Consider the following 25,244-nt stretch of genomic DNA (forward strand, 5'->3'; position numbering starts at 1 on the left):
GTTCAGCGAGGAGTCACCAGCCGCGCTCGGCGAGGCGGTGGGGCTGGGGCAGCTCGTCGACGTTGATCCCGACCATCGCCTCACCCAGACCACGCGAGACCTTCGCGACCACGTCCGGGTCGTCGAAGAAGGTCGTCGCCTTCACGATCGCCTCGGCGCGCTGCGCCGGGTTGCCCGACTTGAAGATCCCCGAGCCGACGAACACACCCTCGGCACCCAGCTGCATCATCATCGCCGCATCCGCCGGCGTCGCGATCCCACCAGCGGTGAACAGCACCACCGGCAGCTTCCCGCTCCGGGCCACCTCCACGACCAGCTCGTACGGCGCCTGCAGCTCCTTCGCCGCGACGTACAGCTCGTCGTCGGACAGCACCGTCAGCCGGCGCAGCTCCGCACGGATCGTGCGCATGTGCGTCACCGCGTTGGAGACGTCACCGGTGCCGGCCTCGCCCTTCGACCGGATCATCGCCGCACCCTCGGTGATCCGCCGCAGCGCCTCACCCAGGTTGGTCGCACCACACACGAACGGGACCGTGAAGGCCCACTTGTCGATGTGGTTGGCATAGTCGGCCGGGGTCAGCACCTCGGACTCGTCGATGTAGTCCACACCCAGCGACTGCAGCACCTGCGCCTCGGCGAAGTGACCGATCCGGGCCTTGGCCATCACCGGGATCGAGACCGCCTCGATGATCCCGTCGATCATGTCGGGGTCGCTCATCCGGGACACCCCACCCTGGGCGCGGATGTCGGCGGGCACACGCTCGAGCGCCATCACCGCGACCGCGCCGGCGTCCTCCGCGATCTTCGCCTGCTCCGGGGTGACGACGTCCATGATGACCCCACCCTTGAGCATCTCGGCCATGCCGCGCTTGACCCGGGTGGTGCCCTGCCCAGAAGTGGGCTCTGCCTGCTCGCTCATGGCACCAATCGTACGGCCGCGGGCCGCCGGGACTACGCCTGGGGCTCCCCCGTGGGCGGCTCGGTCGCCGCCTCCGCCGCGAGGGCCTGGCGGCGCACCTTCAGGACCCGGAAGACCACCGTGTAGGTGCTGGCCGCGGCGAGCGCCCAGAGGGTGACGTACATGAGGATCGGCAGGTCGAGGAGGGCGCCGAGGCCGGTCATCACCAGGATCGAGACGAGGCGGTCGGCGCGCTCGGCGATGCCACCCTTGGCGTCCATGCCGAGCGACTCGGCGCGAGCCCGGGCGTACGACGTCACCGAGCCCATGACCAGGCACCACAGGGTCACGCAGAGGTAGAGGTAGCTGTCGCCCTGGTCCTTGCCCGTGCCGGCGAAGTAGAGCGCGAGACCACCGAAGATCGCGCCGTCGCCGATCCGGTCGAGGGTCGAGTCCCAGAAGGCGCCGAACTTCGACACCCGGCCCATCTCGCGGGCCATCCGCCCGTCGATCAGGTCGCTGAACACGAACGCCGTGATGAACAGGACGCCGATGAGCAGCTCACCCTGCGGGAAGAAGATCAGCGCGCCGGCGCTGACGCCGAGCGTGCCGACGAGGGTGACCGCGTCGGGACTGATGCCCATCCGGATGAACAGCCGCACGAACGGGTGCAGCACGGTCCCGGCCCAGAACTCCTTGAAGCGCTCCAACACGGCGCGAAACCTACCCCTGCCAGTGCTCGGCGAGCAGATCGCGGGTGTCCCCGAGCAGCTGCGGCAGGGTCTTGGTGCCCGCGATCACGGTCATGAAGTTGGCGTCGCCCGACCAGCGCGGCACGACGTGCTGGTGCAGGTGACCGGACAGCGAGCCGCCGGCCGCTCCCCCGAGGTTGAGCCCGACGTTGAACGCGTGCGGCTGCGAGACGACCCGGATCGTGCGCAGTGCGGCCTTCGTCAGCGCCGCGACCTCGTCGGTCTCGGCGTCGTCGAGGTCGGTGTAGTCGGCGACGTGGCGGTAGGGCAGCACCATCAGGTGGCCCGGGTTGTACGGGTAGAGGTTGAGCACGGCGTACGCCGCCTCCCCGCGTACGACGACCAGGGCGTCGTCGGTCGACGTCGCCGGGTCACGGGTGATCCGGCAGAAGGGGCAGGCCGGGCGGGGCTCGGCGTGGGCCGGCGGCTCGACGTCCTCCTCGCCGCGCACGTAGGACATGCGGTGCGGCGTCCACAGCCGCTCGAGCCCGTCGGGGTCGGCCACGTGGTTCCCGTTCCTCACTGCCGTCACTGGTCGTCGGACGAGGTCGAGTGCGAGAGCATCTGCAGCAGGTCGGCGACGGGCAGGTCCGGCAGGTTGAGCCCGCGCGACAGCGCCATGCCGTTGATCTGCAGCCAGATCGACTCCGACAGGATGTTGATCGTCGCCTCGGTGCTCGGCTCGCGCACGTCGCGCTCGAGCCAGCGCCGCACGGCGGCGAAGACCGCGCCGATCATGCCGAACACCCACGGGTCGAGGGCGGCGCGGTCGTCCTCGGAGAGCTCGACGCCGAGGGCCGCCACGACGATCGTCATGATGCCCTCGATGCCCTCGGCGACCTGCTGGACCGCCTGGCTGAGCGGGCTCGGGCCCCACTGGGTGAGGTCGCGCTCGCCGAACCAGTAGAGCGACGGGTGCGCCTCGGCCCAGCGGACGAAGCCGCCGACGATGCGGTGGATGATCTGGTCCGGCGTGCCGTCGTAGGACAGCGCGGGGAGCATCTGGGCGCCGATGTTCTCGCAGATCTCGGTCTGCACGGCGCGGTCGAGGTCCGAGCGGTCGCTGAAGTGGCGGTAGATGACCGTGCGGCTCATCTTCGCCTCGTCGGCGACGTCCTGCACCTGGAAGTCCTCGCCGGGGGCCTGGCGTTCGAGCACCGCGATCGCGGCGTCGATGATCACCTGGCGGCGTACCTGGTTGTGCTCCTGCCAGCGCCGACGGCGTCCGTCGAGCAGCTCACCACTCTCCGAGCTCATTGCGAAACCCTCTCACGTGAAGCGGTGGAACCACTGGCCGAGGTCGGCGGCGACGCCGGGGCACGTGACGTTCTGGTCACGCTGCAAGGCGACCCACTGTCCCATCACGGCCGTGCCGCCCTGGATCGACCAGTCGTCGCCGCACCTGTTGAGTGCCTCCGCCTTCGACGTCTGGCCCGCCGCGCGCCACTCGGGCACGCCGCCGAGGTCGAAGTCGCCGACGACCCGCTCGTAGAGGCTCGGCGTCGAGTAGACCCCGATCCGGAAGCCGGCGTCGACGTAGCCGCGGGCGACTCCCTCGATGACGGCGGCGTTGGCGCGCAGGTTGCCGCTCCACTCGAAGTCGGGCACGGGCTCGACGTCGATCCACACGATCGGGCTGAGCAGCCCGACGGTGGCCATGGTGCCGATGTTGAAGCGGGCCTGGGCGTAGCCGACGTTCTTGAGCTGTCCGATCGTCGTCGAGGCGTCGTAGGGGCCGTTGGCGCCCTCGTCCCTCAACGTCGCGGCGCTCGGGTACGACGACACGGCGTAGACGGCGACCAGGACGTCGTTGTCCTTCGCCCACTGCACCTGGTCGGCCAGGCACGGGTTGGGCGTGAAGCCCGGCCCGTTGGTGAGCCCCAGGACGACGTACTCGGCCGTCGGCAGGGGCATCGGGAGCCCCTTGCCCTGCTTCTGGGGGATGCCGGTCCCCTTCGGGCACTGGGGCCAGCTCACGTCGCCACCGAGCACCTCGCCGTCGCGCGGCGCGATGTCGCTCGTGGGCTGGCTGCCCTCGCGGGCGAGGTCCTCCGCCGCCTTCGCCAGGTCGCTGGCGTCGGCACCGGGGTCACCCGCGTCTCCCCCGGGCTTGCCGCTGTCGCTGGGGCTGGCCGTGGCCGTCGTCGACACGGGCGGGCGCGGCGGCGCACCGGACGGCTTGTCCGAGCCGCCGCAGGCCACGAGGGCAGGCAGCAGCGCCGTGAGTACGACGACCGCCGGCCCCCTGCGTCCCATGGTCAGACTTGCTCCCGGCTCTCCACGGCGGCGACCACGCGCTCGATCGCCTCGGCGATCGGGACGCCGTTGTCCTGCCGGCCGTCGCGGTAGCGGAAGCTGACCGCGCCCTTCTCGACGTCCTCGCCACCGGCGATGAGCATGAACGGGATCTTCTGCAGCTGGGCGTTGCGGATCTTCTTCTGGAACCGGTCGTCCGACTCGTCGACCTCGACCCGGATGCCCCGCGCCTTGAGCTGGTCGGTGACGTCGTAGAGGTAGTCGGTGAACGCGTCGGCCACCGGGATGCCGACGACCTGCACCGGCGCGAGCCACGGAGGGAAGGCGCCGGCGTAGTGCTCGACGAGGACACCGAGGAAGCGCTCGATCGAGCCGAACTTCGCCGAGTGGATCATCACCGGCTGCTGCTTCGAGCCGTCGGACGAGGTGTACTCGAGACCGAAGCGGGCCGGCTGGTTGAAGTCGTACTGCACCGTGCCCATCTGCCAGGTGCGGCCGATGGCGTCCTTGGCCTGGACCGAGATCTTCGGCCCGTAGAAGGCGGCGCCGCCCGGGTCCGGCACGAGCTGGAGACCGGTCTCGGCCGCGACGTCCTCGAGCACCTTCGTGGCGGTCGCCCAGTCCTCGTCGGAGCCGACGAACTTGTCGGGCTTGGAGTCGTCGCGGGTCGAGAGCTCGAGGTAGAAGTCGTCGAGCCCGAAGTCCTTGAGCACGCCGAGCATGAAGCCCAGGAGGTGCTTGACCTCGGCCGGCGCCTGCTCGGGGGTGCAGTAGGAGTGCGAGTCGTCCTGCGCGAAGCCGCGCACGCGGGTCAGGCCGTGGATCACGCCCGACTTCTCGTAGCGGTAGACGCTGCCGAACTCGAACAGGCGCAGCGGCAGCTCGCGGTAGGAGCGCCCGCGGCTGCTGAAGATCAGGTTGTGCATCGGGCAGTTCATCGCCTTCAGCTGGTAGTTCGTGCCCTCGAACTCCATCGGCGGGAACATGGTGTCGGCGTAGTACGGCAGGTGCCCCGAGGTGTGGAACAGCCCGTCCTTGGTGATGTGCGGGGTGCCGACGTAGGAGAAGCCCTCCTCGATGTGGCGCTGGCGGACGTAGTCCTCCATCTCCCGCTTGATGACGCCGCCCTTGGGGTGGAACACCGGCAGGCCGGAGCCGATCTCGTCGGGGAAGGAGAACAGGTCGAGCTCGCGCCCGAGCTTGCGGTGGTCGCGCCGCTCGGCCTCCTCGAGCCGGTGGAGGTGCTCGTCGAGCTCCTCCTTGCTCGGCCAGGCGGTGCCGTAGATGCGCTGGAGCTGCTTGTTCTTCTCGTCGCCGCGCCAGTACGCCGCCGCGCTGCGCATCAGCTTGAACGCCGGGATCCGCTTGGTGGTGGGCAGGTGCGGCCCACGGCAGAGGTCCTTCCAGGCGACCTCGCCCTTGCGGTTGATGTTGTCGTAGATGGTCAGCTCGCCCGCGCCGACCTCGGCGGAGGCACCCTCCGCGGCGTCCGCGGCCGATCCCTTGAGGCCGATCAGCTCGACCTTGTAGGGCTCGTCGGCGAGCTCGACCAGCGCGTCCTCGTCGGTGGTGACCCGGCGGTCGAAGCGCTGGTTCTCCTTGACGATCTTGCGCATCGCGCTCTCGAGCTTCGCGAGGTCCTCGGGCACGAAGGGCACCGGCACGTCGAAGTCGTAGTAGAAGCCGTCCTGGATCGGCGGGCCGATGCCGAGCTTGGCCTCGGGGTAGAGCTGCTGCACCGCCTGGGCCAGCACGTGCGCGGTCGAGTGGCGCAGGATGTCGAGCCCGTCGGGGCTCCCGATGGCCACGCCCTCGACCTCGTCACCGTCGGCGAGCTCGTAGGAGAGGTCCTTGAGCTGGCCACCGACACGCGCGGCGATCACGTCGGCGTCGTCGCGGAACAGCTCCCAGGCCTTCGTGCCCGTGGTGACCGTCGAGTCCCGGCGCGCATCGGCGGACACTACGACGACCTTGATGTCGGACACGGAGGAGCTCCTTCTGGAGAGGCGGACCGCACGGTTGCGGACGTACGTCGATCGTATCGGCCGCCGCGGGCCGGCACGCAGCCGATTCCCGCGCCGGGACCCCCGTCGGGCTCAGCCCCTCTCCGCGCCCCGATCTCCGCCCCGGTCCGGGCCCCGGTCCGAGCCGGCGGCGGCGCGGCGTGCGCGGCCCGCCTCGGCGCAGCGGCGGAGCCGGCGGCGTACCTCGGGAAGGGCCGCGGGGCCACGCTCCTGCACGGCCGCGAAGGCGTGGTGGGAGCAGGTGGGCGTCAGGTTGCAGACCGCGGGCCGGTGCGCGGAGACGTTGACCTGGTAGGACCGGATGAGGCGCAGCAGCGTCCCGGTGGTCCCCCGCGCGCCCGCCACGGGCGGCGTGGTGCGGTAGCCGGCCAGCGTCGCCAGCACGAGCCCGAGCAGGAACGGGCTGCAGTCGGCGCACTCCGCGACGTCGCACGCGCCGTCCGCGCAGTCGCGTCCGCGCTTCCTCCGGCTCCGCCGGTTGCGGCGATCGCGCCACCACCCCATGGGTCAACCCTCCCGATCGGTCACGTCGGCCGGAGCCTAGCCAGTGTCGTCCGGATCACGCCTCGCGAAGGCAAAATGTCCGGCGTTCCGGCACGGCGCGGGACCGGCGCCCCTAGCCTCACCGGCCATGGGGACAGCACGCCGTGCGCTGTTCGCCTCGCTCCTCGACCCTGCGCGAGGCCGCCGCGGCGCGCTTCAACGGCGCCCTGAGCGACCTCGCGGACGCCGGCTGGGAGCCGGTGTGGCGTGGCGTCGTGTGGCACCAGGGCGAGCAGGACGCCCAGCAGTACCCGGACGTCGGCGGGCTGCGGGCGGCGTACACGGACGCGCTGCGCGCCCTCGGCGCGTGGCTCGCCGGGGCGGTGCTGCCCGGCGAGGTCTTCGTGCTGCGCCTCGGCGACCGCAGCGGCTACCGGGACGGGTACGCCGCCGTGCGGGCTGCCCAGGACGCGGTCTGCCTCGGCGAGGGCTTCACGATGACCTACACCCAGTGCGACCTCTTCCCCGCGCGCGGCTGGATGCGCGACCCGCTGCACTACGCGCAGGCAGGGCTCAACCACATGGGCACCCACGCGGCCCGCGCCGTGGCGACGCACCTCGGCCTCCTCGCCGAGGGTGCGCCGCCGGCTCCCACCGGGCCGACCATCGCCCAGCGGCTGCGCCAGGCGCTCTAGAGGGCGTCGGCGTACACGCGGCCGATGTAGCCGATCGGCGCGCCGCACGCCTCACCGATCGTCGGCACCAGCTGGGCGTTGCAGGCGCGGTAGCCGAGCTCGTGGCCGACCGCGAGGCCGTTGACCTGGAGGTTGAAGTCCTCGCCGTCGACCGGGTAGATCCGGAAGGTGCCGTTGGACGCCGTCAGCACCGTGCCGACCCGGACGTTGTCGACGGCGCGGCGCAGGTTGACCCGGGCGCCGGCGACCGGCGCGAGGGTGGCCGCGTCGACGACCTGGCCACGCACGAAGGACGGCAACGCCCACACCCGGCCGAGTGCCGTGCCGTCCGCATAGCGACGGGCGAAGGAGAAGTTCGCCTCCACGTACCGGGGGCTGCTGTTGCCGCCCACGATGCCGCCCTGGACCCAGTTGTTGCCGACCACCCGGACGTAGGAGCCGCCGGCCGGCAGGGGCCCGGTGCGCACGACCGAGAACCGGCCCTCGCTGTCGGTGGTCGTCGAGCCGATGATCGTGCCGCCCGGACCGGAGCGGAGCTCGATCCGTACGCCGGCCGCGGGGCGCACGTCGTCGAAGTCGTAGACGAGGCGCCCCGTGATGGGCGCGGGAGCGGCCTGGGCCGCCCGTGCTGATGAGCCGGCTGGAGCACCGGCGCTGGATGCCGTCGGCACCGCGGTGAGGGCCGCCAGGGCGGCGGCGAGGCCGAGGAGGACCACGAGAAGTCGCTTCATGGGTCCGTTGTAGGCCCGCCGGGCGTCGTAGCGCAGGAAAACGGCGAGAGCCGCGCTCTTCGGCGCGGCTCCTGCGTGGTGCTGGGTGGTGGTACTGGGTGGTGGTGCTGGGTGGGCGATACTGGGTTCGAACCAGTGACCTCTTCGGTGTGAACGAGGCCGACGGTTCCGATAGACCACCCGCCACTGGTGCCAGCGCGATCCTATCGGGCCCAAAGTCGCAGGTCAGAACGCGAATCGAACGCGCAAGATCGCCGGGGGTCGTCTATCGGCCCGGTCCATGCCACCTTGTGGGCTGTGTAAAAGAGGTGCCAGGACTGCGCCTCTGCTCGGCGGGCGAGCAAGCAGAGGCCGCGCCTTTCATCCGCTGGCTGAGGCCCCGTGCCGGCCGGCGTGCCCGAGTCGTCGAGCTGTCCCGGAGGGGACCCTTCAGTGCGGCAACTCGAACACACTTGCGAAACTTGCAATGGGCGTCATAATATGACCACCTCCACCGAGAAGGGCCGATTATGACCACCGCGCAGCACCCCGACGAACTTCCGCAGGAGCTGGTTCTCGAGCTCCGCGATCAGCTCACTCCGCTCGCCTCACCCTTGTATGACGGCCTGGCGCACTCTCTCGCGTTCGCGAACAAGCACAACAGCCGGTTCTCCTTCAAGGAGCAGCCGCATCTCTGGTCGCTGACGGCGCGGGCTGAGATGCGCGAGTACTACAAGGGTCAGCCACTGCCAGACGGCTGGGTGGTCGCGGGCGACCCCCGCCTCATGGGCCAGCTGATTTTCAGCAACGACGACTTCGGCTTGGACCTCTCCTTCATCAAGGAGAACCGACGTGTCCACCGCGGGAGTTTGCCGCCCGCCGGTTCGGGGCGCACCCGGCGCCAGCGCTGGGCCTCGCCCGCGCTGTTCGAACTGGACGGAACCTTCATTCGGGCAGACCGGATCGTCATGCACCACGCGTGGGACTACGGAACCGACGATGAAGGCAACGTCGACCTGAACGCTTTCAAGACCCGCATCGTGCACACCACCGAGGCTGGTGTGTTTGGCCGCTCAGTAGGGTGCAACTTCTTCTTCAACATCCTCCCCACGGGCGGGCTGCACACCACCCAACGCTTCGACGGTGACGCCGCAGAGGAGGACTTCTTTCTCAAGAGGGACGTCAATGACCAGCAGTGACATCGAGCGCAGCGGCCGGCGCCTAGAGGCTCTCCGCGAGATGTTCAATCTCACCCAGACCGGACTAGCTGAGCGCGTCGGGGTCAACCAGTCGTTCCTCTCCCGCATCGAGAAGGGCGAACGCCCCCTGCCGGCCGAGTTGGTCACCAAGTTGACGATGGCCTACAAGGTGCCAGCCACCTTCTTCGAAGTACCTCCGTCGGATCGCGAGAGTCTCGTTCAGACGTTCTGGAAGACCTCGAAGGCGACTGTTGCCGATGAGCGCAGAGTCAAGCGTCTGCACCGCGAAGCGACCAGGATCTTCGAGGCAGTCTCTGAGTCATCGGGATACCGAGCGACCGACTTCGTCAGTCCGGCCGACCACGGCGGAAGTGTCGAACACGTCGCCACCGTGACTCGCAATCGCCTAGGCCTCGCCCCTGGTGCGCCGATCATGAATGCAACCCGGACGCTCGAGCATCTCGGTGTTGGAGTCGTTGCGAACCTCGACGGGCTCGACCCCAGCAGCACAGACCACATGGGCATTTCGATGCCGCACTCGTCGACCGGGCGACCCCTCGTCGCACTCATATCAGAGCTAAGCGGCGCAGAGCAGCGCTTTGCGCTCATGCATGAGTTGGGCCACCTGATCTTTGATCAAGGTCTGAGTGCGCCCATCCGCACTCGACGTCATCCGGCTGAACTGCGTGCTCATCACTTCGCTCGCGCGATGCTTCTCCCGATCGAGGCAGTGTCGAATCGGATCAGTGAGACTCTGAACCTGCAGGGATATCTTGGGATCAAAGCTGAGTTTGGCGTGCCAGTCGCGAGCATCATCAAGCGGGGTCGGGACTTGGGCTTGATCAGCACTGACCGCGAACGCAGCCTCTTCATCCAGTGGTCCTCACAGGGTTGGCGCAAGAACGAGCCCGTCGAGGTGGCCTCAGAGAAGCCCCTCCTTCTCGGCCAGGCGTTGAACGAGGTCTACGGCTCTGACCGAGTTCATGCGGGCCGAGAGTTGGGATTGCCTGCGACTCTGTTGCGACAGTGGGTTCAAGAACCTGAGCGGATGACATCGTCATCGGAAGGTGCGCGAGTCATCGACTTGGCCAGCCGCCGTAGAGACAATCTGTAGAGCCCAACGCTGTGGCCCGGATCGGGCTGAACGGAATCCGATCCCTATGCGCGTCGCGATGTCCCGGCTCGATGGTCGAGCGTCGTCCGGGCTGGGGCATCCCCGCGCTAAACCGTCTTGGACTAGCTGCTGGCCGCGATCATTTCTGCGTATCGGTCGAACAGAACGGTCTGCCGTGCCAGCTCATCCATCCGGGCGCGGCCGGCACCGAACGCCTTGTCGACCGCCTTGTCCAAGATGTTGTGCGCAGCAACAAGCTCCTTGGACATCGCAAGTGGTTGGTAGTGCTCGGCCAACGATCGTTCAGGACGCAGGCCTCGAGCGGCGTTGACACCAGCACCAGCATCGATGACGGCAGCTCGCACGTCGGCGCTAACAGCAGGCAGCGGGAGGGTGTTCCAGACGATCTCCTTCGAGAATCGCGGATCCGACTTGAGCCTCCCGCCGACTGTCTTCTGCCAGACAATGAACATTGACGACGACAGCACCGCGAAGACGAAGCCATCCGGATCGACAGTCGTGAAGCACGAATCTCCCGCGATGACGTCAGGCTCAAAGCGCGCAACGGTTGCGTACGGACGGCCTTCGGAGAAGTGTCGGGGGATACAGATGTAAGGCACAAGCGGTTGGGCCTGCTGGACAAACAGGTGCGGCAACTTTGCCCACTCGCGAGTGGTAGCGGCTTTCGAATTTGAGCGCATCGCTCGAACCCCTTCCAGCCGCTGCTTCAGGACCGGTGATCGGCGAACGTCGGCGGGATCCAGGTCGACCATCCAGAGACACCAGCGCGGTTCGTTGTTGATCAGCTGTCGCGCTCCGATGAATCTGCGAACGTACTTCGCCGCGACTGGGTCAGCAATCACACCGGCGTATTCGTCCGGCTCGATGAGCAGGAAGCCGTCGTCACGAGGCATGGATCCGAAACTGACCGGCGCCAGTTCGGGCGAGAGCGGTTTGCTGCGACTCGCCGGGTAGACGGCCGGTGCGTCGGCCAAGTAGCCGTTGATTCCTTCGGTGACCTTGACCTCAGTCTGCGTCCGGCGATCCGAATAGTCGAACAGTCGCTGCTTTGCCCCCTGATCCCTAGTGAACCCGACGATGACGCAGTGAACGTGAGCTCGTTCCTTGGATGCTGACTCGTTAGTCCAGTAGAACGTCCGGTGGCCGAACTTGATGCGCCATCCCGCATCGCGGATGTCCGGGAACAAGTCGGGAACCTGCTCTCCCTGTGTGACGGAGTTCGAGGATACGAAGGCGAACTCACCGTCAACGTTCGTGAAGTAGTCGAGAGCTTTACGGTGCCAAGCAGTCACGTAGTCCAGGTGGGCAGTGGGCTTCTGCCAGGCCGCCTGCAACTCGGCCTTCTGCTCATCGCTCGTCTCCTTCCGGCCGAGAAAGGGCGGGTTTCCGAACACCCACACCGTTGGGCCATCGGGGAGGAGTTCAGCCCAGTCGTGCGTGAGCGCGTTGGCGTGGTGGATGTTCGCGGCGATGTCGATCGGGAGTCTGTTCGGCGTAACGCCGAGCGTCTTCTCCATCTGTCGATTGGATTGATGATCAACAAGGAACATCGCGGTCTCGGCGATCTTCGCAGGCCACCACTTGATCTCCATCCCGGTAAACTGATCGAGAGTGACGTTCAGAAGATCTGACGGATCAAGGATCATCTGCGTGTCGCCTTGCTTCGTCCTCAGCTTGATCAAGAGATCTAGCTCCAGATTCCGCATCTCTCGGTAGGCGACGATGAGGAAGTTGCCGCACCCACAGGCCGGATCTACGTAGCGGAAGCGCTTGAACTCGTCGTGCAGGGCCTCCAGTTGAGGCTTGGTGTTGGCTGCGTCGAGTCGTTTGCGCAAGTCATCGAGGAACAGTGGGCGCAGCGTCTTCAGGATGTTCTCTTCTGACGTGTAGTGCTCGCCCCCCGCGTGCCTGGCCTCGCGCGAGTGGACCGTCTGAAACAGCGATCCGAACACGGCGGGGCTAATGCGGGACCAGTCGAACTCACAGGCGCGGACAAGAGCGTCGCGCATGTCCGTGTCGAACCACGGCATCTTCTTGATCACGTCGCGCCTGAACAGAGCGCCGTTTACGTAGGGGAACCGAGCAAAGGACTCGTCGATGCGTCTGTCGCGCTTGTTCTCAGGCGTGTCGAGAACCTCGAACAGCATGGTGAGCTGCCCCGCCATGTCGCTGCCATCGCTTTGCGTACGATCGAGAAGGAATCGGTGGAAGGTCGCCCGCGGCCAGAGGCCGGCGTCGTCGCCAAACATGAGGAAGAGTAGGCGCGTAAGAAGAATCGAGGCGTCGTACGTTTCCTCATCTTCGTTGGTCGGATCGTCTTCGTCCTCTGTGTCGGCATCCTTAGTCAGCGCAGTAAACAGGTCGCCCATCAGGCGCGCTGCCTTGACCGATGCGTCCGCCTGGTCCTCGCGAATGATGGCTTCGATGTCGTCTTCCGCGGTCAGGAAGAGGAACGACTCGACGTAGTCTGGTAGCTCATTCGTACGGATCGTAAGGGTGCGGGTCGGATCGTCTTTCCGTCGTGAAAGATCGGTCACCTGGATTGACTGGAAGTCGGACGTCAGGACATACCGCGGAAGTGCACCCGAGATCGATCCACCTGCGATGTACGCGTTCGCTTGCTCCTCAGCGTTCGAGATCGACGCGCCCTTGGGTGTCACCAGCTTGCCGGCTGACTTATGTTCGATGAGGAACAGCCCAGGCTTGAGGACGTCGATGTAGCCGTAGTTGCCGGTGTCGGCACGCTTGGCTTGTGCCTCGAAGATCACCCCCTTGCGGCGGACTGAGTCGACTCCGTAGCAGGCCATCAAGTCACGCCAGAAGTTCTGCGCGTCAGACTTCTCGCTGGTCGCGTCCTTGTAGTCCACAACGAACCGAGCCACCCGGTTACGCATCTCGTTGAGGGACAGCACTTTGCCTTCGTCGATCACGCTCGCATCCTGCCGGAAGACACAGACATCTGAGGACACTCTGCGGAAACACTCATGACGGTTCGGCCCTCAGGGTCGCCCTATTGCAACTTGACGCCCGAGGGGCAGCGCCTACTCGCCGAGTAGGCGCACCGCTTCGCTGGACGACACTTTGATCGTCTCCGTGACGATTCGGTCGCTGCCGCACCGGACGCAAACGAGCTTGCCTTTGTCTGGTCTGCGGTTGGCGGCCGCTTGCATTGCGTAGCCGCCCTTGTCGGCGCCCGACAGCCCCGGAGACGCGGCTGCACCCCAGGCTTGCATCCGCATGCCGATGGGGGCCTTGCCAAGCTTCGTGACCACGTAGGTCACCGTGCCCGGCAGCGCATGCTCCGTAGCGTGCCCTTGGGCCTTACAGCCCCGGCAGGTCGTGCGCGTCAGCTTGGTCCTGGCCATGATCATGTCTCCTATCAATCGAGCACTGTGACAGCGAGGACGTTGCAGGAGTCGACGGCTTCGGCGTCACCCTGCATGTTGCCCATACGGATCTTTTGGCGTTGGCCGGCCTTGAGCTCGGCAGTGAACTCGGTTCCCGTTCCAAGGACGGTCGACTCGGACTCGAACTGCACCTCGACCGAGAACGCGGCGGCCAAGCCTGTCGTATTCGTGACCTCTACTTCGGCCACGGGCAGCCCGTTGTCGATCCGGCAGGCGACAACAGTCGTCTTCGGCGTCACGTCATTAGCACCCGTCGTCGTGGCAGTCGCAGCTGACGGGACGCCCGCGTCGGTCGATCCCTGAGTCTCGGCGCGCGGTGGGTCGTCCCGCTCTGACGCGCTACAGCCCCATGCGAGTACGAGGAGTGCCATGCAGGCCGCCATTCGCAGATGCTTCACAGACCGAAGGTAGCGTCGATCAGATCTGATCGGAGGGAGATCGCATTAGATCTTCAGTGCATCCATGATGCCTAGCAGGCTTTTCGCAGAATGGATTCCAGTGACAAGCATGCTGTCCTCAGACGTGTTGGGCTCAACATCAAGGCCGAACGTGCACGACGGGAACTCACGCAAGAGGCTCTCGCGCATCTCGTCGGTATCGGCGTAGCGCAGCTAGCACGGATGGAGCGTGGCGAGACCGACAGCGGGCTGTCCAGCTACGTGGGCGTTGCCCGAGCGCTGGAGGTCGATCCGGCGCTACTCCTGCAGGGACTTAGGTAGCCCCTCGGCTCGTTCGGGATCCCTGGCAAACGACAGACTTGAAGAAGCTTCCATTGCTGAACTGAGCAGTGCCGTGCTTGTCGATCGTCGCCCGGAGAGCACGCGACCGTAGATGTCTAGCGTGACGCTGCCTCTCGAGTGGCCCAGACGATCTTGAACATCAAGGACGTCGAGCCCGTGGGAGAGCATCAGGCTGGCCGCCGTGTGGCGCAGCTGCCGCACGTTGATCCCGCGCCCTTCCAGGCCGGCCTCCGACACCGCCTTCACAAAGATCCGGCGGAAGTTTGACCGGAGCGGCGTATGGCCGAGACAGGTGCTGCTGGCCTCGCATCCACCCTTGCGTCCGGTCACCGCGTGTTTGCCGGGCGGCGGGCACGGCGCTGTAAGGAACACCCGGCGGTTCCCCGCGGCATCCACAGCGGACCGGCTACGGTGCCAAATAAGCACGTCTACGGCCGCGGTAGGCAACGGGATGATCCGTGTGGCGGCATCGGTCTTGCCGCCACGCCGCACGTACAGGTGCCCTTGCGATTCGACGATGGTCTCGTTGCCGACGTAGATCACCGCTGCATCGAGGTCCACATCTCTCCATCGCAGACCCATCGCTTCAGACCAACGCCAGCCCAGCCAAGCGCTCAGGTAGACAAGCGCCTTCCAGTGGTCCGGCGTCGCCTTCGTGAGCAGATCCACCTCGTTTGAATCGAGAACATCGGCGAGGGTGACACGCTTTCGTCGATGAGCCGGTGACCTTGTCTCAGCTGCGGGGTTCGCACGCAGCAGCCCTTCGCGCACGGCGGCTGCGAGGCATTGCTTGAACTGCGCAAGCACCATGCGCTTCGTCGTCGGACCGACGCTCAGATCCTTGATCCACCGATCTACATCGAGGGGCCTGATTTTTCCGAGCGGCACGTTCTGCCATGTTGGCAAGATGTGGCATCGGGCGTGGGAGGCCTCCGTCGCTGTTCGCGATGGCGACACGTCTCGCGCGGCCACCCACCGCGAGTGGAATGCTCCGAACGTTTCTCGGCCTTTGTCGGGATCGAGCCAGTCGCCAACGTCGAGTCGATGCTGAGTCTGATGCGCGTATCTCACCGCCTCGATCCGACTTCCGAATGACTTGGACCGTTGGCGACCCTGGTCGTCTCTAAAGCGAACTACGTAGGCGTCGCCTCGCTTTCCGGGGCGCCTCTCGATGCTTGCCATGAAGCCTCCTGTGCTCACAAGCGGACCAGAAGGAAACCTCTGAAATCGCGATAGTGCAAGTCGGTCCACCCCGAACCAAAAGGTGTCACAAAAGGCGCTTTTGGTAACGATTTGATAACACTATTTCCCCTATCGTCCTCGCCAAGGACACCACGTCGTGGTGGAGTTCCGGGGTCGCACGCACGAACCACGGAAGGATCCGGTATCTATGTCGGAACATTTGGAATCGCTGCTCACTCCGGGTGAGGTCGCGGAGTATCTCGGAGTCACTCGGAAGACGCTTTCTGAGTGGAAGGCCTCGTCCTACGGGCCGAAAAGAATTCAGGTGGGTAGGCGCGTCTTCTTTCGCCTCGCGGACGTCAACGACTGGATCAAAAGTCGTGCGGAGGACCAGGCGTGATCAGCAAGTTGGATCGCGACGACGGTCTGCCTCTCCCAACCCCTCGCGATTGGAACGGCTGCTGCGATTGGTGCGGGATCTCGATTGACCCTGCCGACGAATGCTGGCTTTGGCTGGCGTCAGACTCGTTCGTGCCGATCATGCACGTCGCATGTTTCGGCGATTGGTTCCACCGCCTCCTCCCGGACGCACACAGGGCTTTCCACGTTGACGCGGCGCGGTCCATCGACTCTGCCAGTGCCGGAGCCCGGGATCATGGCTGAGTCTCAAACGGTCGACTTCGCGGCAAAGCTTGCGGAGCTTCGCGCCCGCAAGGCCGCCCAAGAGACTTCCCGAGTGTCTGCTGAGGATGAGGCGTTCGTCGGGGACCTTGGCGGTTTCCTGGACTACGTAACCCACTGGTCCACAACTGTCTCGCCTCCGGGCGAGCGACTGAACGAGCTGTATGAGTCGATAACGATCTGGGAGATCTACACCCGGCTCTTGCCGCACAAGCCGCGCAATGACTACCACCCGACGGGAGAGATCAGCGTCGCCTGCCCGCACGAGTCTGGTCAGACATCCCTCTCCATGTGGATCAACGACGCCAAGGGTCTCTACTTCTGCGCCCATGCATGGGAGGGCAACAACAAGATGGCGCTCTACTGCGAGATACGCGGTCTGAATAATCGCGCTGATCTATTTCACCACCTCAAGAGACTGATGGTCTGGGAGTTCCGAGGCGAAGACCCCTATGGAGTGGTGGAGACAAAACCTCGATGACCCAGTTCGACCCCTACGCGAAACCGCTTCCGATTTCGGAACCCGACCCGCAAAGTCTCCAACAGTTGATCTTCGGTAACGAAGAGGAGGAAGCCTACCGGAAGGTTCGCGCCCGAAAGCGGGCTGAAGAGCGTTACGCGGAAGAGCACCGGGAACACTTTGCCGGTGTAGCGGGCCGCTCGCTCCGCGATTTACATCTGTGTCCTCCGCCCGACATCGAGTGGACCATCGAAAAGCTGGCGGCACGTGGGTCCATTGTGTTCGCGCTAGGGACGTTCAAATCTGGAAAGTCGTCGCTTGTCGTCAATCTCCTCAGGTCGCTCGCGGACGGTGCAGCATTTCTCGGAACCTATCCAGTGCGCCAAGTGAATGGAAAGATCGGCTATTTCGACTTTGAGATGGGAATAGCCGAGACCTACGATCGATTGCGTCGAATAGGATGCGCAAACGACGAGAAGGTTCTTGTGTATGACCTCGTGGCAGCTGGCTTCGACCTCATGGCCGATTCTTCTTATGAATGGATCAGAAGCGAGATCAACGCCGCAGGTCTCGAGATCATCGTACTTGACGCTCTCCGACACATCGCGAAAAAGAAGGACGGCAACAACGATAGTGAGATCCAAGCCATCTTCACCCGGCTCGAGCGGCTCAGGAAGGACTGTTCGTCGTTGGAGGACATCTTCATTCCAGCTCACACCGCCAAGGGCGACTCTGCGAGGCCAGGTGATGACATCTCGGTCTTGGGATCGGCGGCGTGGGACGGGGGCGCTCAGTATCGTTGGGGGTCTTACAGAACCAGGACCAAGGAGGGATGGCGGTACTCCTTCTGCCTCCTGCCTTCGAGGAGAACCGATCCTGAGGCCGCCCGCCCGCGCGACTTGTCAATGGATGAGAATGGCGTTCTAAGCTTAGGCGCGGCGGGCGACGCCGTCGCGAACGAGCGAAAGCGCACGCAGGAAGCTCGCAGATCGTCCATCACTGCGTTCGTGTCGGCCAACGAACCGACGAGCAAGAACAAGATCCATGCGGCGGTCGGCGGAGGGCGCGTCGAGACACTTGCGCTCATCAGCTCGATGCACGGCAATGACTTGTGGATTGACGAGAGTGAGCGCACGCCGAAGGTCTGGACCTTCCAGAGCTTCGTCAACAAGCCACGCGGCGCAACTGGCCTGTAGGCCGCCTGGCGCCGTTTGTGTCGGAAGTGCGGTCTAAGTTCCGAACATGCCTCTGACAGCGCAGCTGGCGAGCGGGGTGCGAGTCGTCGCGCCCGACTTGTCGGTGCGTGAGATGTCCGCCCTGCGCGAAACTGAGCTTGCAATGCCCTGCTGTGGTTCCGCTGCCTCCGTCGTCATTCCGCAGGACCTACTCCTTCGGCAGAAGCACTTCCGGCATCACCGGATACGTACGGAACCAGCAAACGATTGGTGCGATGAGTTCGATAACAGGAGCCCGGCTCACATCAAGCTTCAAGAGCTCGTGTATCGGTTGGCTCTTGAGGCCGGCTGGGGTGCTGAGATCGAGGCCTGGGGCCCCCACCGGCGCTGGGTCGCAGATGTCCTCCTCACACCGCCATGGGCTGACGATTCGTCGAACGTCAAGGGCCGCGTGGCGGCCGAGATCCAGCTTTCCCCGCAGGCGCCTGAGGAGTACCTCCGCCGGTCTCGGCGCTACCTGGACGACGGCGTTCGCCCTGTATGGCTGGTAGGGCCGGGGGCGACTCCGCACCTAGAGACAGAGTTCACCAGGGGCGGCCTCTTCGCGGAGGTCCACGAGGACTTGGACGGATACCTCGTCGCACCTCTTCGCTCGGCAAACAACCTGTCATGGCGACCGTTAGGTCACCTATTGAAGCTTCTGGACGGAACGTCCCGGCTCCGCCTGAATCATCGCCGCGCATACAACCAGCCTCCTGCCCTGCCCTCGCGGCGGACAACAAGCACGACGTCGGCGCCCGTCGCGAGGAGTGCGCCACTACGCAACCGTCCTGCTCGTCGATCCGCGCCGGTCAAAGTGAAACCGGTATGGGGGCAGGACGACAGCCGCTTGTCGACCGGGGCAACCGCACCCTCCTGCAAAGTGCCGCGGCAGCACGCGCCAGGATGGTTCCAAGTGAGGCTCGGCAATTCCTGGTGTGAGATCTGCGAAGCCACCTACCGCACCTGGCAGCCAGTACCGTGCGGTGAGACCGGACATCCATGTACGCATGGGCAGGCAGGCGGAGGCGCTTCCCCAAGCGGCTGGACCGTGACGCTGGGACTTCGCAGTGAGGTTTCGCGTCTGCGGACAACCTCGACCCAGGTCATGGCGACGCCAACGGAAGCTGGCGGGTGGGCTTGCCCGAACGGTCATCCTCTAGAAATCGGTGACATCGAAAGGTGGCACACCTTCGGGGTCAGGTTGGACTCCGGCACCCAGCTCGAGCTCTTTTGATGAGACACGGCTGGAATCGGGCTACATCGCGCGGGAAGCAGCCAAGGCGTGGGCGGTTCGCGGCGTTTCGTACCGGTTCGAGTACCAGCCAAACCACGGTCGTACCCGGTCGGTACGCCGGTATGACCCCTAGTAGAACCACCCCCATTCGTACCGCTATTGCGCTGGGCGATCTCTGGCCGCCCCAGGATCGGTCAGACGCCTACCTCATGGCTTTCCGACCGTCGGGAAGGCAGGCGGGCCGAGTCGGGCCCTCGAAAAAGTTGATACGCACGACGAGCAGGAAGAGCCGTGGCGGGGAGGGGGGGTCCGGATTTTCTTCGACTTTCGGTTTTGGGCAACGTATTCCGTGCCGCACCGAGCGGGGCCACACGTCTACTGACGCCCGCGAGCCGCTCAGACGCGATCTGACGGCCGTTCGCCCGATGGATGGGCAATGACGTCACGTGACAACTAGTAGGGCCGCAGCGGGCCGATAGTCGCCGAGTGTAAGAACTGTGTCACAGACGCTCAGAGCCCCCGAACGCATGACAACGATCGAGGGCTCTGTGGTGGTGCTGACCTGCATGTTCTCTTGTGGGCGATACTGGGTTCGAACCAGTGACCTCTTCGGTGTGAACGAAGCGCGCTACCACTGCGCCAATCGCCCGGACGCGGAACCCAAGGAACCGCGGTCGGAGACTCTAACGCATCTCGCGACCGCGGTTCACATCGGGGACGGGTCAGCCCAGGTGGTGCACCTCCTGCAGGCGGTGCACCGGGGTGTCGATGCCGGCGTGGCGGGCCTTCAGCTGGAGGGCCAGGTAGAGCGAGTAGTGGCGCGACTGGTGCAGGTTGCCGCCGTGGAACCAGAGGTTCTCCTGCTGGGTCGGCTTCCACATGTTGCGCTGCTCGCCCTCCCACGGACCGGGGTCCTTGGTGGTGTCGGAGCCCAGGCCCCACACCTTGCCGACCTTGTCCGCGACCTCCTGGTTGATCAGGTCGGCGGCCCAGCCGTTCATCGAGCCGTAGCCGGTGGCGTAGACGACCAGGTCGGCCGGCAGCTCGGTGCCGTCGGCGAGGACCACGGACGTCTCGGTCAGGTGGTCGACCTGACCCTTGGCGAGCTTCACGTCGCGGTTCGCCACCAGCTCGGCGGCACCGACGTCGATGTAGTAGCCGGAGCCACGGCGCAGGTACTTCATGAACAGGCCGGACCCGTCGTCGCCCCAGTCGAGGTCGAAGCCGGCGGCCTCCATCCGGTCGTAGAAGTCCTTGTCGCGCTCGCGCATCTGGTCGTAGAGCGGGATCTGGAACTCGTGCATGATCTTGTAGGGCAGCGAGGCGAAGATCAGGTCGGCCTTCTCGGTGGTGACGCCGTTCTCGAGCGCACGCTCCGAGTAGAGGTCGCCCAGGCCGATGTCCATCAGGGTGTCGCTCTTGACGATGTGGGTCGACGAGCGCTGCACCATCGTCACGTCGGCGCCGTGCTCCCAGAGCGCGCCGCAGATGTCGAACGCGGAGTTGTTGCTGCCGACGACCACGACCTTCTTGCCGGCGTAGGCGTCCGGGCCGGGGTGCTGCGAGGAGTGGTGCTGCTCGCCCTGGAACACGTCCGCGCCGGGGTAGCTCGGGATGTTGGCCTTGCCGGACATGCCGGTCGCCATCACCAGGTGGGTCGGCTTGAGCACCAGCGGCTTGCCCTCGCGCTGGAGGTGGACGGTCCACTCCCCCGCGTCCTCGTCGTAGGACGCGTTGGTGGCGACCGTGTTGGACCAGTAGGGCACCTCCATGACCCGCGTGTAGAACTCGAGCCAGTCGCCGACCTTGTCCTTCGGCGCGAAGACCGGCCAGTTGTCGGGGAACTTGAGGTACGGCAGGTGGTCGTACCAGACCGGGTCGTGCAGGCACAGCGACTTGTAGCGGTTGCGCCACTGGTCGCCGGGGCGCGGGTGCTTGTCGATGACGAGCGCCGGTACGCCGAGCTGGCGCAGCCGCGCGCCGAGGGCGATGCCGCCCTGGCCGCCGCCGACCACCAGCACGTAGGGCTGGGTGTCGACGCCGAGCGCGGCGTCCTCGGCCTGGCGCTTCTCGAGCCAGGTCACCCGCTCCTTGTTCGCGCCGTGCTCGGCGCCCATCGGGCGTCGTACGCCCTTGGGCTCCTCGTGGCCCTTGAGCTCGAAGAGGGTGGTCAGGAAGGTCCACGCCTTCGGACCGTCCTCGTCGACGATGCGCACCAGCCCGCGCCCGCGACCGACCGCGGTCTCGAACTCGAACCAGGCCGTGGTGACGCCGTCCGCCGTGGCCGCCGGCTCGGTGAGCCGGAAGCCGGACGGGTCGACCCGGTCGAGGGTGGCGGCGAGCAGGTCCGCGACGCCGTCGGGGTTCTCGACGGTGGTGAGGTTCCAGGAGAAGGCGATCAGGTCGCGCCAGAAGCTGGTGGCGGCGAAGAGGCCGGAGGCGCGGTCGATGTCGCGGGCGGCGAGGGCGTCCTCGAAGGCCGCGAACCAGGCGGTGGCGGGGTCCGGAGCTGGGGTGGTGTCGGCCGTCGTGACGGGCCGGTCGTCGAGCTGGGTCATGCCGAGAAGGAGACTCCCGGGCGCACCGCTGCAGGAACCGTTGCACGATGTTGCATGTGGCCCCGGTCACATGGACCCGCCTACTGTGGACACATGGCCACGCACGACCTCGCGATGCGGGCCCGCGACCTGGTCCGGATCCACGACGCGGTGCTCTCCGGCTCCGCGCCGCCCGAGCGGCCGCGGGCCGTGGTGGCGCGCTCGTGGAGCCGGGTGATCGGCCTCGGCATCGACCCGGACGGCCGCAACGGCCGCGACCCGCTGTCGCCCGCGGACGTCGACGAGCGCCGCCGGAGCTCGCGGCTGGCGCTGGTGATCGACGAGATCCGGGAGCTGCTGCTCAGCGCCGCCGACGCGTCGAACTACCTGGTCGTCGTCACCGACGCCGACGGCATCCTGCTGTGGCGCAGCGGCTCGCCGCGGGTCAAGCGGCAGGCCGACGGGCTCGGCTTCGCCGAGGGCGCGCTGTGGACCGAGGGCAGCGTCGGCACCAACGCGATCGGCACTGCGCTCGAGGAGGGTGCGCCGGTCCAACTCTTCGCGGCCGAGCACTTCGAGCGGGCCCAGCTGCCCTGGTACTGCACCGCCTCCCCCATCCACGACCCCATCGACGGCTCCCTGCTCGGGATCGTCGACGTCAGCGGTCCGGCCCTCACGCTGCACCCCGCGATCGAGGCGCTGGTGACGGCGTCGGTCCGGCTCGCGGAGGCCCGGCTGTGGCGCCACCACGAGGAGCGCCTCGAGCAGCTGCGGCGTACGGCCGAGCCGTTGCTGTCCGGTGCCAACGGCCCGCTGCTCGTCGTCGACGACCACGGCTGGGTGGCGGCCCACCAGGGCGTGTCCGTGCGCGACCGGGTGGACGCGCCGCGGGCCGACCGGGCGGTCGCCGTACCCGGCCTCGGGCTGTGCCTGCCGGAGCGGTTGCGGGGCGGCTGGCTGATCCGGCCCCAGTCCGGCGAGACCGTGCTGCGGGCGACCCTGGACCTCTCCACGACGCCCGCGATGCTGGAGGTGCGCGGCGGTGAGGCACCGTGGCGGGTGGCGCTGTCGCCGCGGCACGCCGACGTCCTCGCAGCGCTGGCCGCGGCCGGACGCGGCGGGCTCACCGCCGGCGTCCTCAGCCACCGCCTGTACGGCGACGGGGAGCACCAGGTGACCGTGCGCGCCGAGATCTCGCGGATGCGCAAGGCGCTCGGCGCGCTGCTCGCGACGAACCCCTACCGGCTCGGCGACGGCGTCGAGCTCAGCGTCGTCAGCGATCCAGGCCGATGAGCGCGGCCTCGTTGTCGCGCCACGCCTGAGCGGCGGCCTTCGTCACGGGTCCCGGCGCCTCGAGCGTGCGGTCGTCCCAGCGGTGCACGCCCTGCACGTCGCGCGTGGTCGAGACGAGGAAGATCTCGTCAGCGCCCGCCGCGACCTCGATCGGCTCGTCGACCTCGGTCGCGCCGAACCACTCGATCAGCAGCGCGCGGGTGACCCCCGCGAGGCAGCCGCTCGCCAGGGTCGGCGTCCGCACCTCCCCGTCGACCACGTAGAACACGTTGGTCCCGGTGCCCTCGCACAGGTTGCCGGCCAGGTTGGCGAAGACGGCCTCGCTCGCGCCGGCCGCCTGGGCCTGGGCGAGCGCCACGACGTTCTCCGCGTACGACGTCGTCTTCAGCCCCGCCAGCGCCCCGCGCTCGTTGCGGGGCCACGGCACGGTGACGACAGCCGTCGTCTCCGGCGCCGGGTCCATCGGGCTCGCCACCACGATGACCGTCAGCGGGTCGCTGCCCCGCCCACTCCCCAGCGGCGCATTCCCGCCCGTGACGGTGATCCGCAGCCGGCCGAGCGCGATCGGCTCGCCCTCCAGCACGGCGCCGACCCCGCGTCGTACGTCGTCGACGTCGAGGCCCACCAGGCCGAGCCCGGCCGCCGAGGACTCCAGCCGGTCGAGGTGGCGCTGCAGTGCGAACGGCTGGCCGTCCACCACCTTGACCGCCTCGAAGACCGCGTCCCCGACCGTGAGGCCGTGGTCGGTCACCGGCACCGCCGGGGCCTTGGGGTCGGACAGCAGCTCACCGTTGATCCACACGCGCATGGGGCCAGCCTAGGAGGCTCCGCGAACGCCTTCCGCAGGGCTCCGACGAGGGCCGCGAGAACCCCCGACATGCCGAAAGTGACCCCCCGTTTTGGCGCCGTTCACTGGATCGGCTAATGTTCTCAACCGCACCGCAGAGCGGGCCGAAAGGCCGGCAAAGCAGTGCGATGCGGACGTAGCTCAGTTGGTAGAGCGCAACCTTGCCAAGGTTGAGGTCGCGAGTTCGAGCCTCGTCGTCCGCTCGGAGTGGTCAGACCCACTGCCTGACCAGGCCAGTGTGTAAAGGGCCACCTGCGGTGGGTTGGCCGAGAGGCGAGGCAACGGACTGCAAATCCGTGTACACGGGTTCAAATCCCGTACCCACCTCCACAACAACTCCACAAGGGCGATTGGCGCAGCGGTAGCGCGCTTCCTTGACACGGAAGAGGTCACTGGTTCAAACCCAGTATCGCCCACCAGCACTACGAACAGCCCCGACCTGCGGACACGCAGGGTCGGGGCTTCTTCGTTCTCCGGCGGCCCACCTCGACCCGCCCCTCTGACGTCATACGAACCGGCCGCGATGGCGCTCGGTCCGCATGACGTCCACACGGTCACCGATCGGGTGTGGCGACCACACCGAGGTCATCCACGGACGGCACGAAGTAGTAGGCGCCGGTCAGTGGACGGGTGTAGCGGGTCAGTGCGTCCCGCGGCCCGTCCAGACCGGCCATGCTGCGCAGCATCGCGTGCAGGGTGGACCGGGTGGCGCTGAAGCCGACGAACATCGTGCCGTGGTCGAGCACGGTGCCGTACGCCGTGTTGCGGCGCAGGATCGTGCCGTACTCGTCCTGGTCGGTCCTCGCCGCGTGGGACGTCGCGGGGCGGTCGTCGAGCTCGACGCTGTCGGCCTTCGTGCGTCCGATCACGGCCTCCTGGTCGGTGACGCCGAGGCTCATCCAGTCGGCCGTCTCGTGGGCCCACTGCTGCAGCAGCAGGACGGACCCGCCGGCGCCGGGCTCCCCCGGCGCGACCAGGACGCGGCTCGGGGCCTCGGACTGCTTGGGGTTCTCGGTGCCGTCGATGAAGCCGGTCAGGTCGTAGTCGCGGTGGTAGGACCAGCCCATCGTCTCGGCGACCAGCACGGCCTTGCCGGCGAGTGCGGTGACGATCTCGACGCCGCCGTCGAAGACCGCGTCCGGCGCCGGTCCTGAGATCCACACCCCGATGTCGTGCTGGGTGGCGGGCAGGGTGAAGCCGTCGGGGCCGACGACCGGCTCGGTGAAGCCGGTGACCTCGGCGGGCATCCGGCCGGGCGCCACCGTGGCCCACAGCTCGGGCCGGAACCCCGCCACGAGGTTGACCGCCTGCATCGAGGTCTCGCTCAGCAGGTGGTCGGCGACGGCAGCGACCACGTCCGCCGCGACGGCTCCGGGCGCGAGGTCCAGCTCGAAGTAGCCGTGGGCGGACGTGCCGAAGGCGAAGATCCCGTTCTGGGGGACACCCATGTGCGCTCCTTGTGGTCGTTGTCCGGACCGCCGGTCGCCATGATCC

Annotated in this window: 24 protein-coding genes and 4 tRNA genes; 12 read left to right on the forward strand and 16 right to left on the reverse strand. The window is 66.8% G+C overall.

All coding sequences use genetic code 11. The annotated features are described in order from the left end of the window. Nucleotides 1–13: 13 nt before the first annotated feature. From pdxS to yidD, 7 genes are all read right to left on the reverse strand, one after another. Complete coding sequence (gene pdxS, locus BJ993_RS23650; protein ID WP_179651660.1) at nucleotides 14–919, reverse strand: pyridoxal 5'-phosphate synthase lyase subunit PdxS; 906 nt, start codon at nucleotides 917–919, stop codon at nucleotides 14–16. Nucleotides 920–951: 32 nt separating this feature from the next. Next, a complete protein-coding gene (gene pgsA, locus BJ993_RS23655; protein WP_036544961.1) occupies nucleotides 952–1,611 on the reverse strand; it encodes a phosphatidylinositol phosphate synthase in 660 nt (219 codons plus the stop codon). Between the two features lie 10 nt (nucleotides 1,612–1,621). Continuing rightward, nucleotides 1,622–2,110, reverse strand: coding sequence for an HIT family protein (locus BJ993_RS23660; RefSeq protein ID WP_179652627.1), 489 nt, complete (start codon nucleotides 2,108–2,110; stop codon nucleotides 1,622–1,624). Between the two features lie 68 nt (nucleotides 2,111–2,178). Beyond that, nucleotides 2,179–2,907 (reverse strand): TetR/AcrR family transcriptional regulator, encoded by a 729-nt coding sequence (locus tag BJ993_RS23665; RefSeq protein WP_051932210.1) that lies wholly within the window; start codon nucleotides 2,905–2,907, stop codon nucleotides 2,179–2,181. A gap of 12 nt (nucleotides 2,908–2,919) precedes the next feature. Then, entirely contained in the window at nucleotides 2,920–3,906 is a 987-nt protein-coding gene (locus BJ993_RS23670; protein ID WP_179651662.1) for a glycoside hydrolase family 25 domain-containing protein, read from the reverse strand. A gap of 2 nt (nucleotides 3,907–3,908) precedes the next feature. Beyond that, a complete protein-coding gene (gene thrS / locus BJ993_RS23675) occupies nucleotides 3,909–5,891 on the reverse strand; it encodes a threonine--tRNA ligase (RefSeq protein WP_179651664.1) in 1,983 nt (660 codons plus the stop codon). 111 nt (nucleotides 5,892–6,002) lie between these two features. After that, a complete protein-coding gene (yidD, locus tag BJ993_RS23680; protein WP_179651666.1) occupies nucleotides 6,003–6,434 on the reverse strand; it encodes a membrane protein insertion efficiency factor YidD in 432 nt (143 codons plus the stop codon). A 143-nt stretch (nucleotides 6,435–6,577) separates the two neighbouring features. On the opposite strand from yidD, the gene BJ993_RS23685 reads away from it, so the two are divergent. Beyond that, nucleotides 6,578–7,108, forward strand: a complete 531-nt coding sequence (locus BJ993_RS23685; RefSeq protein ID WP_179651668.1) for a hypothetical protein — start codon at nucleotides 6,578–6,580, stop codon at nucleotides 7,106–7,108. Here BJ993_RS23685 and BJ993_RS23690 read toward each other — a convergent pair. After that, nucleotides 7,105–7,839, reverse strand: a complete 735-nt coding sequence (locus BJ993_RS23690) for a peptidase associated/transthyretin-like domain-containing protein (protein ID WP_179651670.1) — start codon at nucleotides 7,837–7,839, stop codon at nucleotides 7,105–7,107. The two genes, BJ993_RS23685 and BJ993_RS23690, sit on opposite strands and share 4 nt — an antisense overlap. 509 nt (nucleotides 7,840–8,348) lie before the next feature. Between BJ993_RS23690 and BJ993_RS23695 the strand changes: the two genes are divergently transcribed. Together BJ993_RS23695 and BJ993_RS23700 are read left to right on the forward strand one after the other, a co-directional pair. Then, nucleotides 8,349–9,017 carry a hypothetical protein gene (locus BJ993_RS23695; protein WP_179651672.1) on the forward strand — a complete coding sequence of 223 codons (669 nt, stop codon included), beginning with the start codon at nucleotides 8,349–8,351 and terminating at the stop codon, nucleotides 9,015–9,017. Then, the gene (locus BJ993_RS23700) at nucleotides 9,004–10,131 is read left to right on the forward strand and encodes an XRE family transcriptional regulator (RefSeq protein ID WP_179651674.1); all 1,128 of its coding nucleotides are present in this window, start codon (nucleotides 9,004–9,006) and stop codon (nucleotides 10,129–10,131) included. The genes BJ993_RS23695 and BJ993_RS23700 overlap by 14 nt, the downstream gene beginning before the upstream one ends. 122 nt (nucleotides 10,132–10,253) lie before the next feature. On the opposite strand, the gene BJ993_RS23705 is transcribed toward BJ993_RS23700, so the two are convergent. The 3 genes from BJ993_RS23705 to BJ993_RS23715 form a co-directional block, all read right to left on the reverse strand. Continuing rightward, nucleotides 10,254–13,082, reverse strand: a complete 2,829-nt coding sequence (locus BJ993_RS23705; RefSeq protein WP_179651676.1) for a DNA methyltransferase — start codon at nucleotides 13,080–13,082, stop codon at nucleotides 10,254–10,256. 111 nt (nucleotides 13,083–13,193) lie between these two features. Continuing rightward, entirely contained in the window at nucleotides 13,194–13,517 is a 324-nt protein-coding gene (locus tag BJ993_RS23710) for a hypothetical protein (protein ID WP_179651678.1), read from the reverse strand. A gap of 14 nt (nucleotides 13,518–13,531) precedes the next feature. Next, nucleotides 13,532–13,930 (reverse strand): hypothetical protein, encoded by a 399-nt coding sequence (locus BJ993_RS23715; protein WP_179651680.1) that lies wholly within the window; start codon nucleotides 13,928–13,930, stop codon nucleotides 13,532–13,534. A 117-nt stretch (nucleotides 13,931–14,047) separates the two neighbouring features. Here BJ993_RS23715 and BJ993_RS26765 point away from each other — a divergent pair, with 117 nt between their 5' ends. Further along, the gene (locus tag BJ993_RS26765) at nucleotides 14,048–14,278 is read left to right on the forward strand and encodes a helix-turn-helix domain-containing protein (RefSeq protein WP_179651682.1); all 231 of its coding nucleotides are present in this window, start codon (nucleotides 14,048–14,050) and stop codon (nucleotides 14,276–14,278) included. Here BJ993_RS26765 and BJ993_RS23725 read toward each other — a convergent pair. Further along, nucleotides 14,255–15,481 (reverse strand): tyrosine-type recombinase/integrase, encoded by a 1,227-nt coding sequence (locus tag BJ993_RS23725; protein ID WP_179651684.1) that lies wholly within the window; start codon nucleotides 15,479–15,481, stop codon nucleotides 14,255–14,257. The genes BJ993_RS26765 and BJ993_RS23725 overlap by 24 nt on opposite strands. A 208-nt stretch (nucleotides 15,482–15,689) precedes the next feature. On the opposite strand from BJ993_RS23725, the gene BJ993_RS26770 reads away from it, so the two are divergent. The 4 genes from BJ993_RS26770 to BJ993_RS26825 all read left to right on the forward strand — a co-directional run bounded on the left by BJ993_RS26770 (nucleotide 15,690) and on the right by BJ993_RS26825 (nucleotide 19,073). Then, nucleotides 15,690–15,881, forward strand: coding sequence for a helix-turn-helix transcriptional regulator (locus tag BJ993_RS26770; protein WP_373366971.1), 192 nt, complete (start codon nucleotides 15,690–15,692; stop codon nucleotides 15,879–15,881). A gap of 237 nt (nucleotides 15,882–16,118) precedes the next feature. Then, a complete protein-coding gene (locus tag BJ993_RS23735; protein ID WP_179651688.1) occupies nucleotides 16,119–16,643 on the forward strand; it encodes a hypothetical protein in 525 nt (174 codons plus the stop codon). Beyond that, nucleotides 16,640–17,818 carry an AAA family ATPase gene (locus BJ993_RS23740; RefSeq protein ID WP_179651690.1) on the forward strand — a complete coding sequence of 393 codons (1,179 nt, stop codon included), beginning with the start codon at nucleotides 16,640–16,642 and terminating at the stop codon, nucleotides 17,816–17,818. The genes BJ993_RS23735 and BJ993_RS23740 overlap by 4 nt, the downstream gene beginning before the upstream one ends. Nucleotides 17,819–17,960: 142 nt before the next feature. After that, nucleotides 17,961–19,073 carry a competence protein CoiA family protein gene (locus tag BJ993_RS26825; RefSeq protein ID WP_444547294.1) on the forward strand — a complete coding sequence of 371 codons (1,113 nt, stop codon included), beginning with the start codon at nucleotides 17,961–17,963 and terminating at the stop codon, nucleotides 19,071–19,073. A gap of 577 nt (nucleotides 19,074–19,650) precedes the next feature. Here the strand turns inward: BJ993_RS26825 and BJ993_RS23745 are convergent. After that, nucleotides 19,651–19,722 (reverse strand) — tRNA-Val (locus BJ993_RS23745). Nucleotides 19,723–19,795: 73 nt separating this feature from the next. After that, complete coding sequence (locus BJ993_RS23750) at nucleotides 19,796–21,631, reverse strand: flavin-containing monooxygenase (protein ID WP_179651692.1); 1,836 nt, start codon at nucleotides 21,629–21,631, stop codon at nucleotides 19,796–19,798. Nucleotides 21,632–21,724: 93 nt separating this feature from the next. On the opposite strand from BJ993_RS23750, the gene BJ993_RS23755 reads away from it, so the two are divergent. Next, nucleotides 21,725–22,903 (forward strand): GAF domain-containing protein, encoded by a 1,179-nt coding sequence (locus tag BJ993_RS23755; protein ID WP_179651694.1) that lies wholly within the window; start codon nucleotides 21,725–21,727, stop codon nucleotides 22,901–22,903. Here BJ993_RS23755 and BJ993_RS23760 read toward each other — a convergent pair. After that, the gene (locus BJ993_RS23760) at nucleotides 22,884–23,711 is read right to left on the reverse strand and encodes an aminotransferase class IV (protein ID WP_179651696.1); all 828 of its coding nucleotides are present in this window, start codon (nucleotides 23,709–23,711) and stop codon (nucleotides 22,884–22,886) included. The two genes, BJ993_RS23755 and BJ993_RS23760, sit on opposite strands and share 20 nt — an antisense overlap. A gap of 169 nt (nucleotides 23,712–23,880) precedes the next feature. Between BJ993_RS23760 and BJ993_RS23765 the strand changes: the two genes are divergently transcribed. The 3 genes from BJ993_RS23765 (at nucleotide 23,881) to BJ993_RS23775 (ending at nucleotide 24,169) form a co-directional block, all read left to right on the forward strand. Next, nucleotides 23,881–23,953 (forward strand) — tRNA-Gly (locus tag BJ993_RS23765). 53 nt (nucleotides 23,954–24,006) lie between these two features. Then, nucleotides 24,007–24,080, forward strand: a tRNA-Cys gene (locus BJ993_RS23770). 14 nt (nucleotides 24,081–24,094) lie between these two features. Beyond that, nucleotides 24,095–24,169, forward strand: a tRNA-Val gene (locus BJ993_RS23775). 135 nt (nucleotides 24,170–24,304) lie between these two features. Here BJ993_RS23775 and BJ993_RS23780 read toward each other — a convergent pair. Beyond that, nucleotides 24,305–25,198, reverse strand: coding sequence for a Dyp-type peroxidase (locus BJ993_RS23780; RefSeq protein WP_179651698.1), 894 nt, complete (start codon nucleotides 25,196–25,198; stop codon nucleotides 24,305–24,307). Nucleotides 25,199–25,244: the final 46 nt, after the last annotated feature.

Origin of the sequence: Nocardioides aromaticivorans, assembly GCF_013408525.1 — a bacterium.
Lineage (GTDB): Bacteria > Actinomycetota > Actinomycetes > Propionibacteriales > Nocardioidaceae > Nocardioides > Nocardioides aromaticivorans.

Coding starts and splice junctions, on each gene's coding strand:
- pdxS (WP_179651660.1), bottom strand. CDS start 919: ATGAGCGAGCAGGCAGAGCCCACTTCTGGGCAGGGCACCACCCGGGTC.
- BJ993_RS26765 (WP_179651682.1), top strand. CDS start 14,048: ATGGATTCCAGTGACAAGCATGCTGTCCTCAGACGTGTTGGGCTCAAC.
- BJ993_RS26770 (WP_373366971.1), top strand. CDS start 15,690: ATGTCGGAACATTTGGAATCGCTGCTCACTCCGGGTGAGGTCGCGGAG.
- yidD (WP_179651666.1), bottom strand. CDS start 6,434: ATGGGGTGGTGGCGCGATCGCCGCAACCGGCGGAGCCGGAGGAAGCGC.
- BJ993_RS26825 (WP_444547294.1), top strand. CDS start 17,961: ATGCCCTGCTGTGGTTCCGCTGCCTCCGTCGTCATTCCGCAGGACCTA.
- BJ993_RS23780 (WP_179651698.1), bottom strand. CDS start 25,198: ATGGGTGTCCCCCAGAACGGGATCTTCGCCTTCGGCACGTCCGCCCAC.
- BJ993_RS23695 (WP_179651672.1), top strand. CDS start 8,349: ATGACCACCGCGCAGCACCCCGACGAACTTCCGCAGGAGCTGGTTCTC.
- BJ993_RS23665 (WP_051932210.1), bottom strand. CDS start 2,907: ATGAGCTCGGAGAGTGGTGAGCTGCTCGACGGACGCCGTCGGCGCTGG.
- BJ993_RS23715 (WP_179651680.1), bottom strand. CDS start 13,930: ATGGCACTCCTCGTACTCGCATGGGGCTGTAGCGCGTCAGAGCGGGAC.
- BJ993_RS23660 (WP_179652627.1), bottom strand. CDS start 2,110: ATGTCCTACGTGCGCGGCGAGGAGGACGTCGAGCCGCCGGCCCACGCC.
- BJ993_RS23740 (WP_179651690.1), top strand. CDS start 16,640: ATGACCCAGTTCGACCCCTACGCGAAACCGCTTCCGATTTCGGAACCC.
- BJ993_RS23670 (WP_179651662.1), bottom strand. CDS start 3,906: ATGGGACGCAGGGGGCCGGCGGTCGTCGTACTCACGGCGCTGCTGCCT.
- BJ993_RS23710 (WP_179651678.1), bottom strand. CDS start 13,517: ATGGCCAGGACCAAGCTGACGCGCACGACCTGCCGGGGCTGTAAGGCC.
- BJ993_RS23755 (WP_179651694.1), top strand. CDS start 21,725: ATGGCCACGCACGACCTCGCGATGCGGGCCCGCGACCTGGTCCGGATC.
- BJ993_RS23725 (WP_179651684.1), bottom strand. CDS start 15,481: ATGGCAAGCATCGAGAGGCGCCCCGGAAAGCGAGGCGACGCCTACGTA.
- BJ993_RS23760 (WP_179651696.1), bottom strand. CDS start 23,711: ATGCGCGTGTGGATCAACGGTGAGCTGCTGTCCGACCCCAAGGCCCCG.
- BJ993_RS23690 (WP_179651670.1), bottom strand. CDS start 7,839: ATGAAGCGACTTCTCGTGGTCCTCCTCGGCCTCGCCGCCGCCCTGGCG.
- BJ993_RS23750 (WP_179651692.1), bottom strand. CDS start 21,631: ATGACCCAGCTCGACGACCGGCCCGTCACGACGGCCGACACCACCCCA.
- BJ993_RS23700 (WP_179651674.1), top strand. CDS start 9,004: ATGACCAGCAGTGACATCGAGCGCAGCGGCCGGCGCCTAGAGGCTCTC.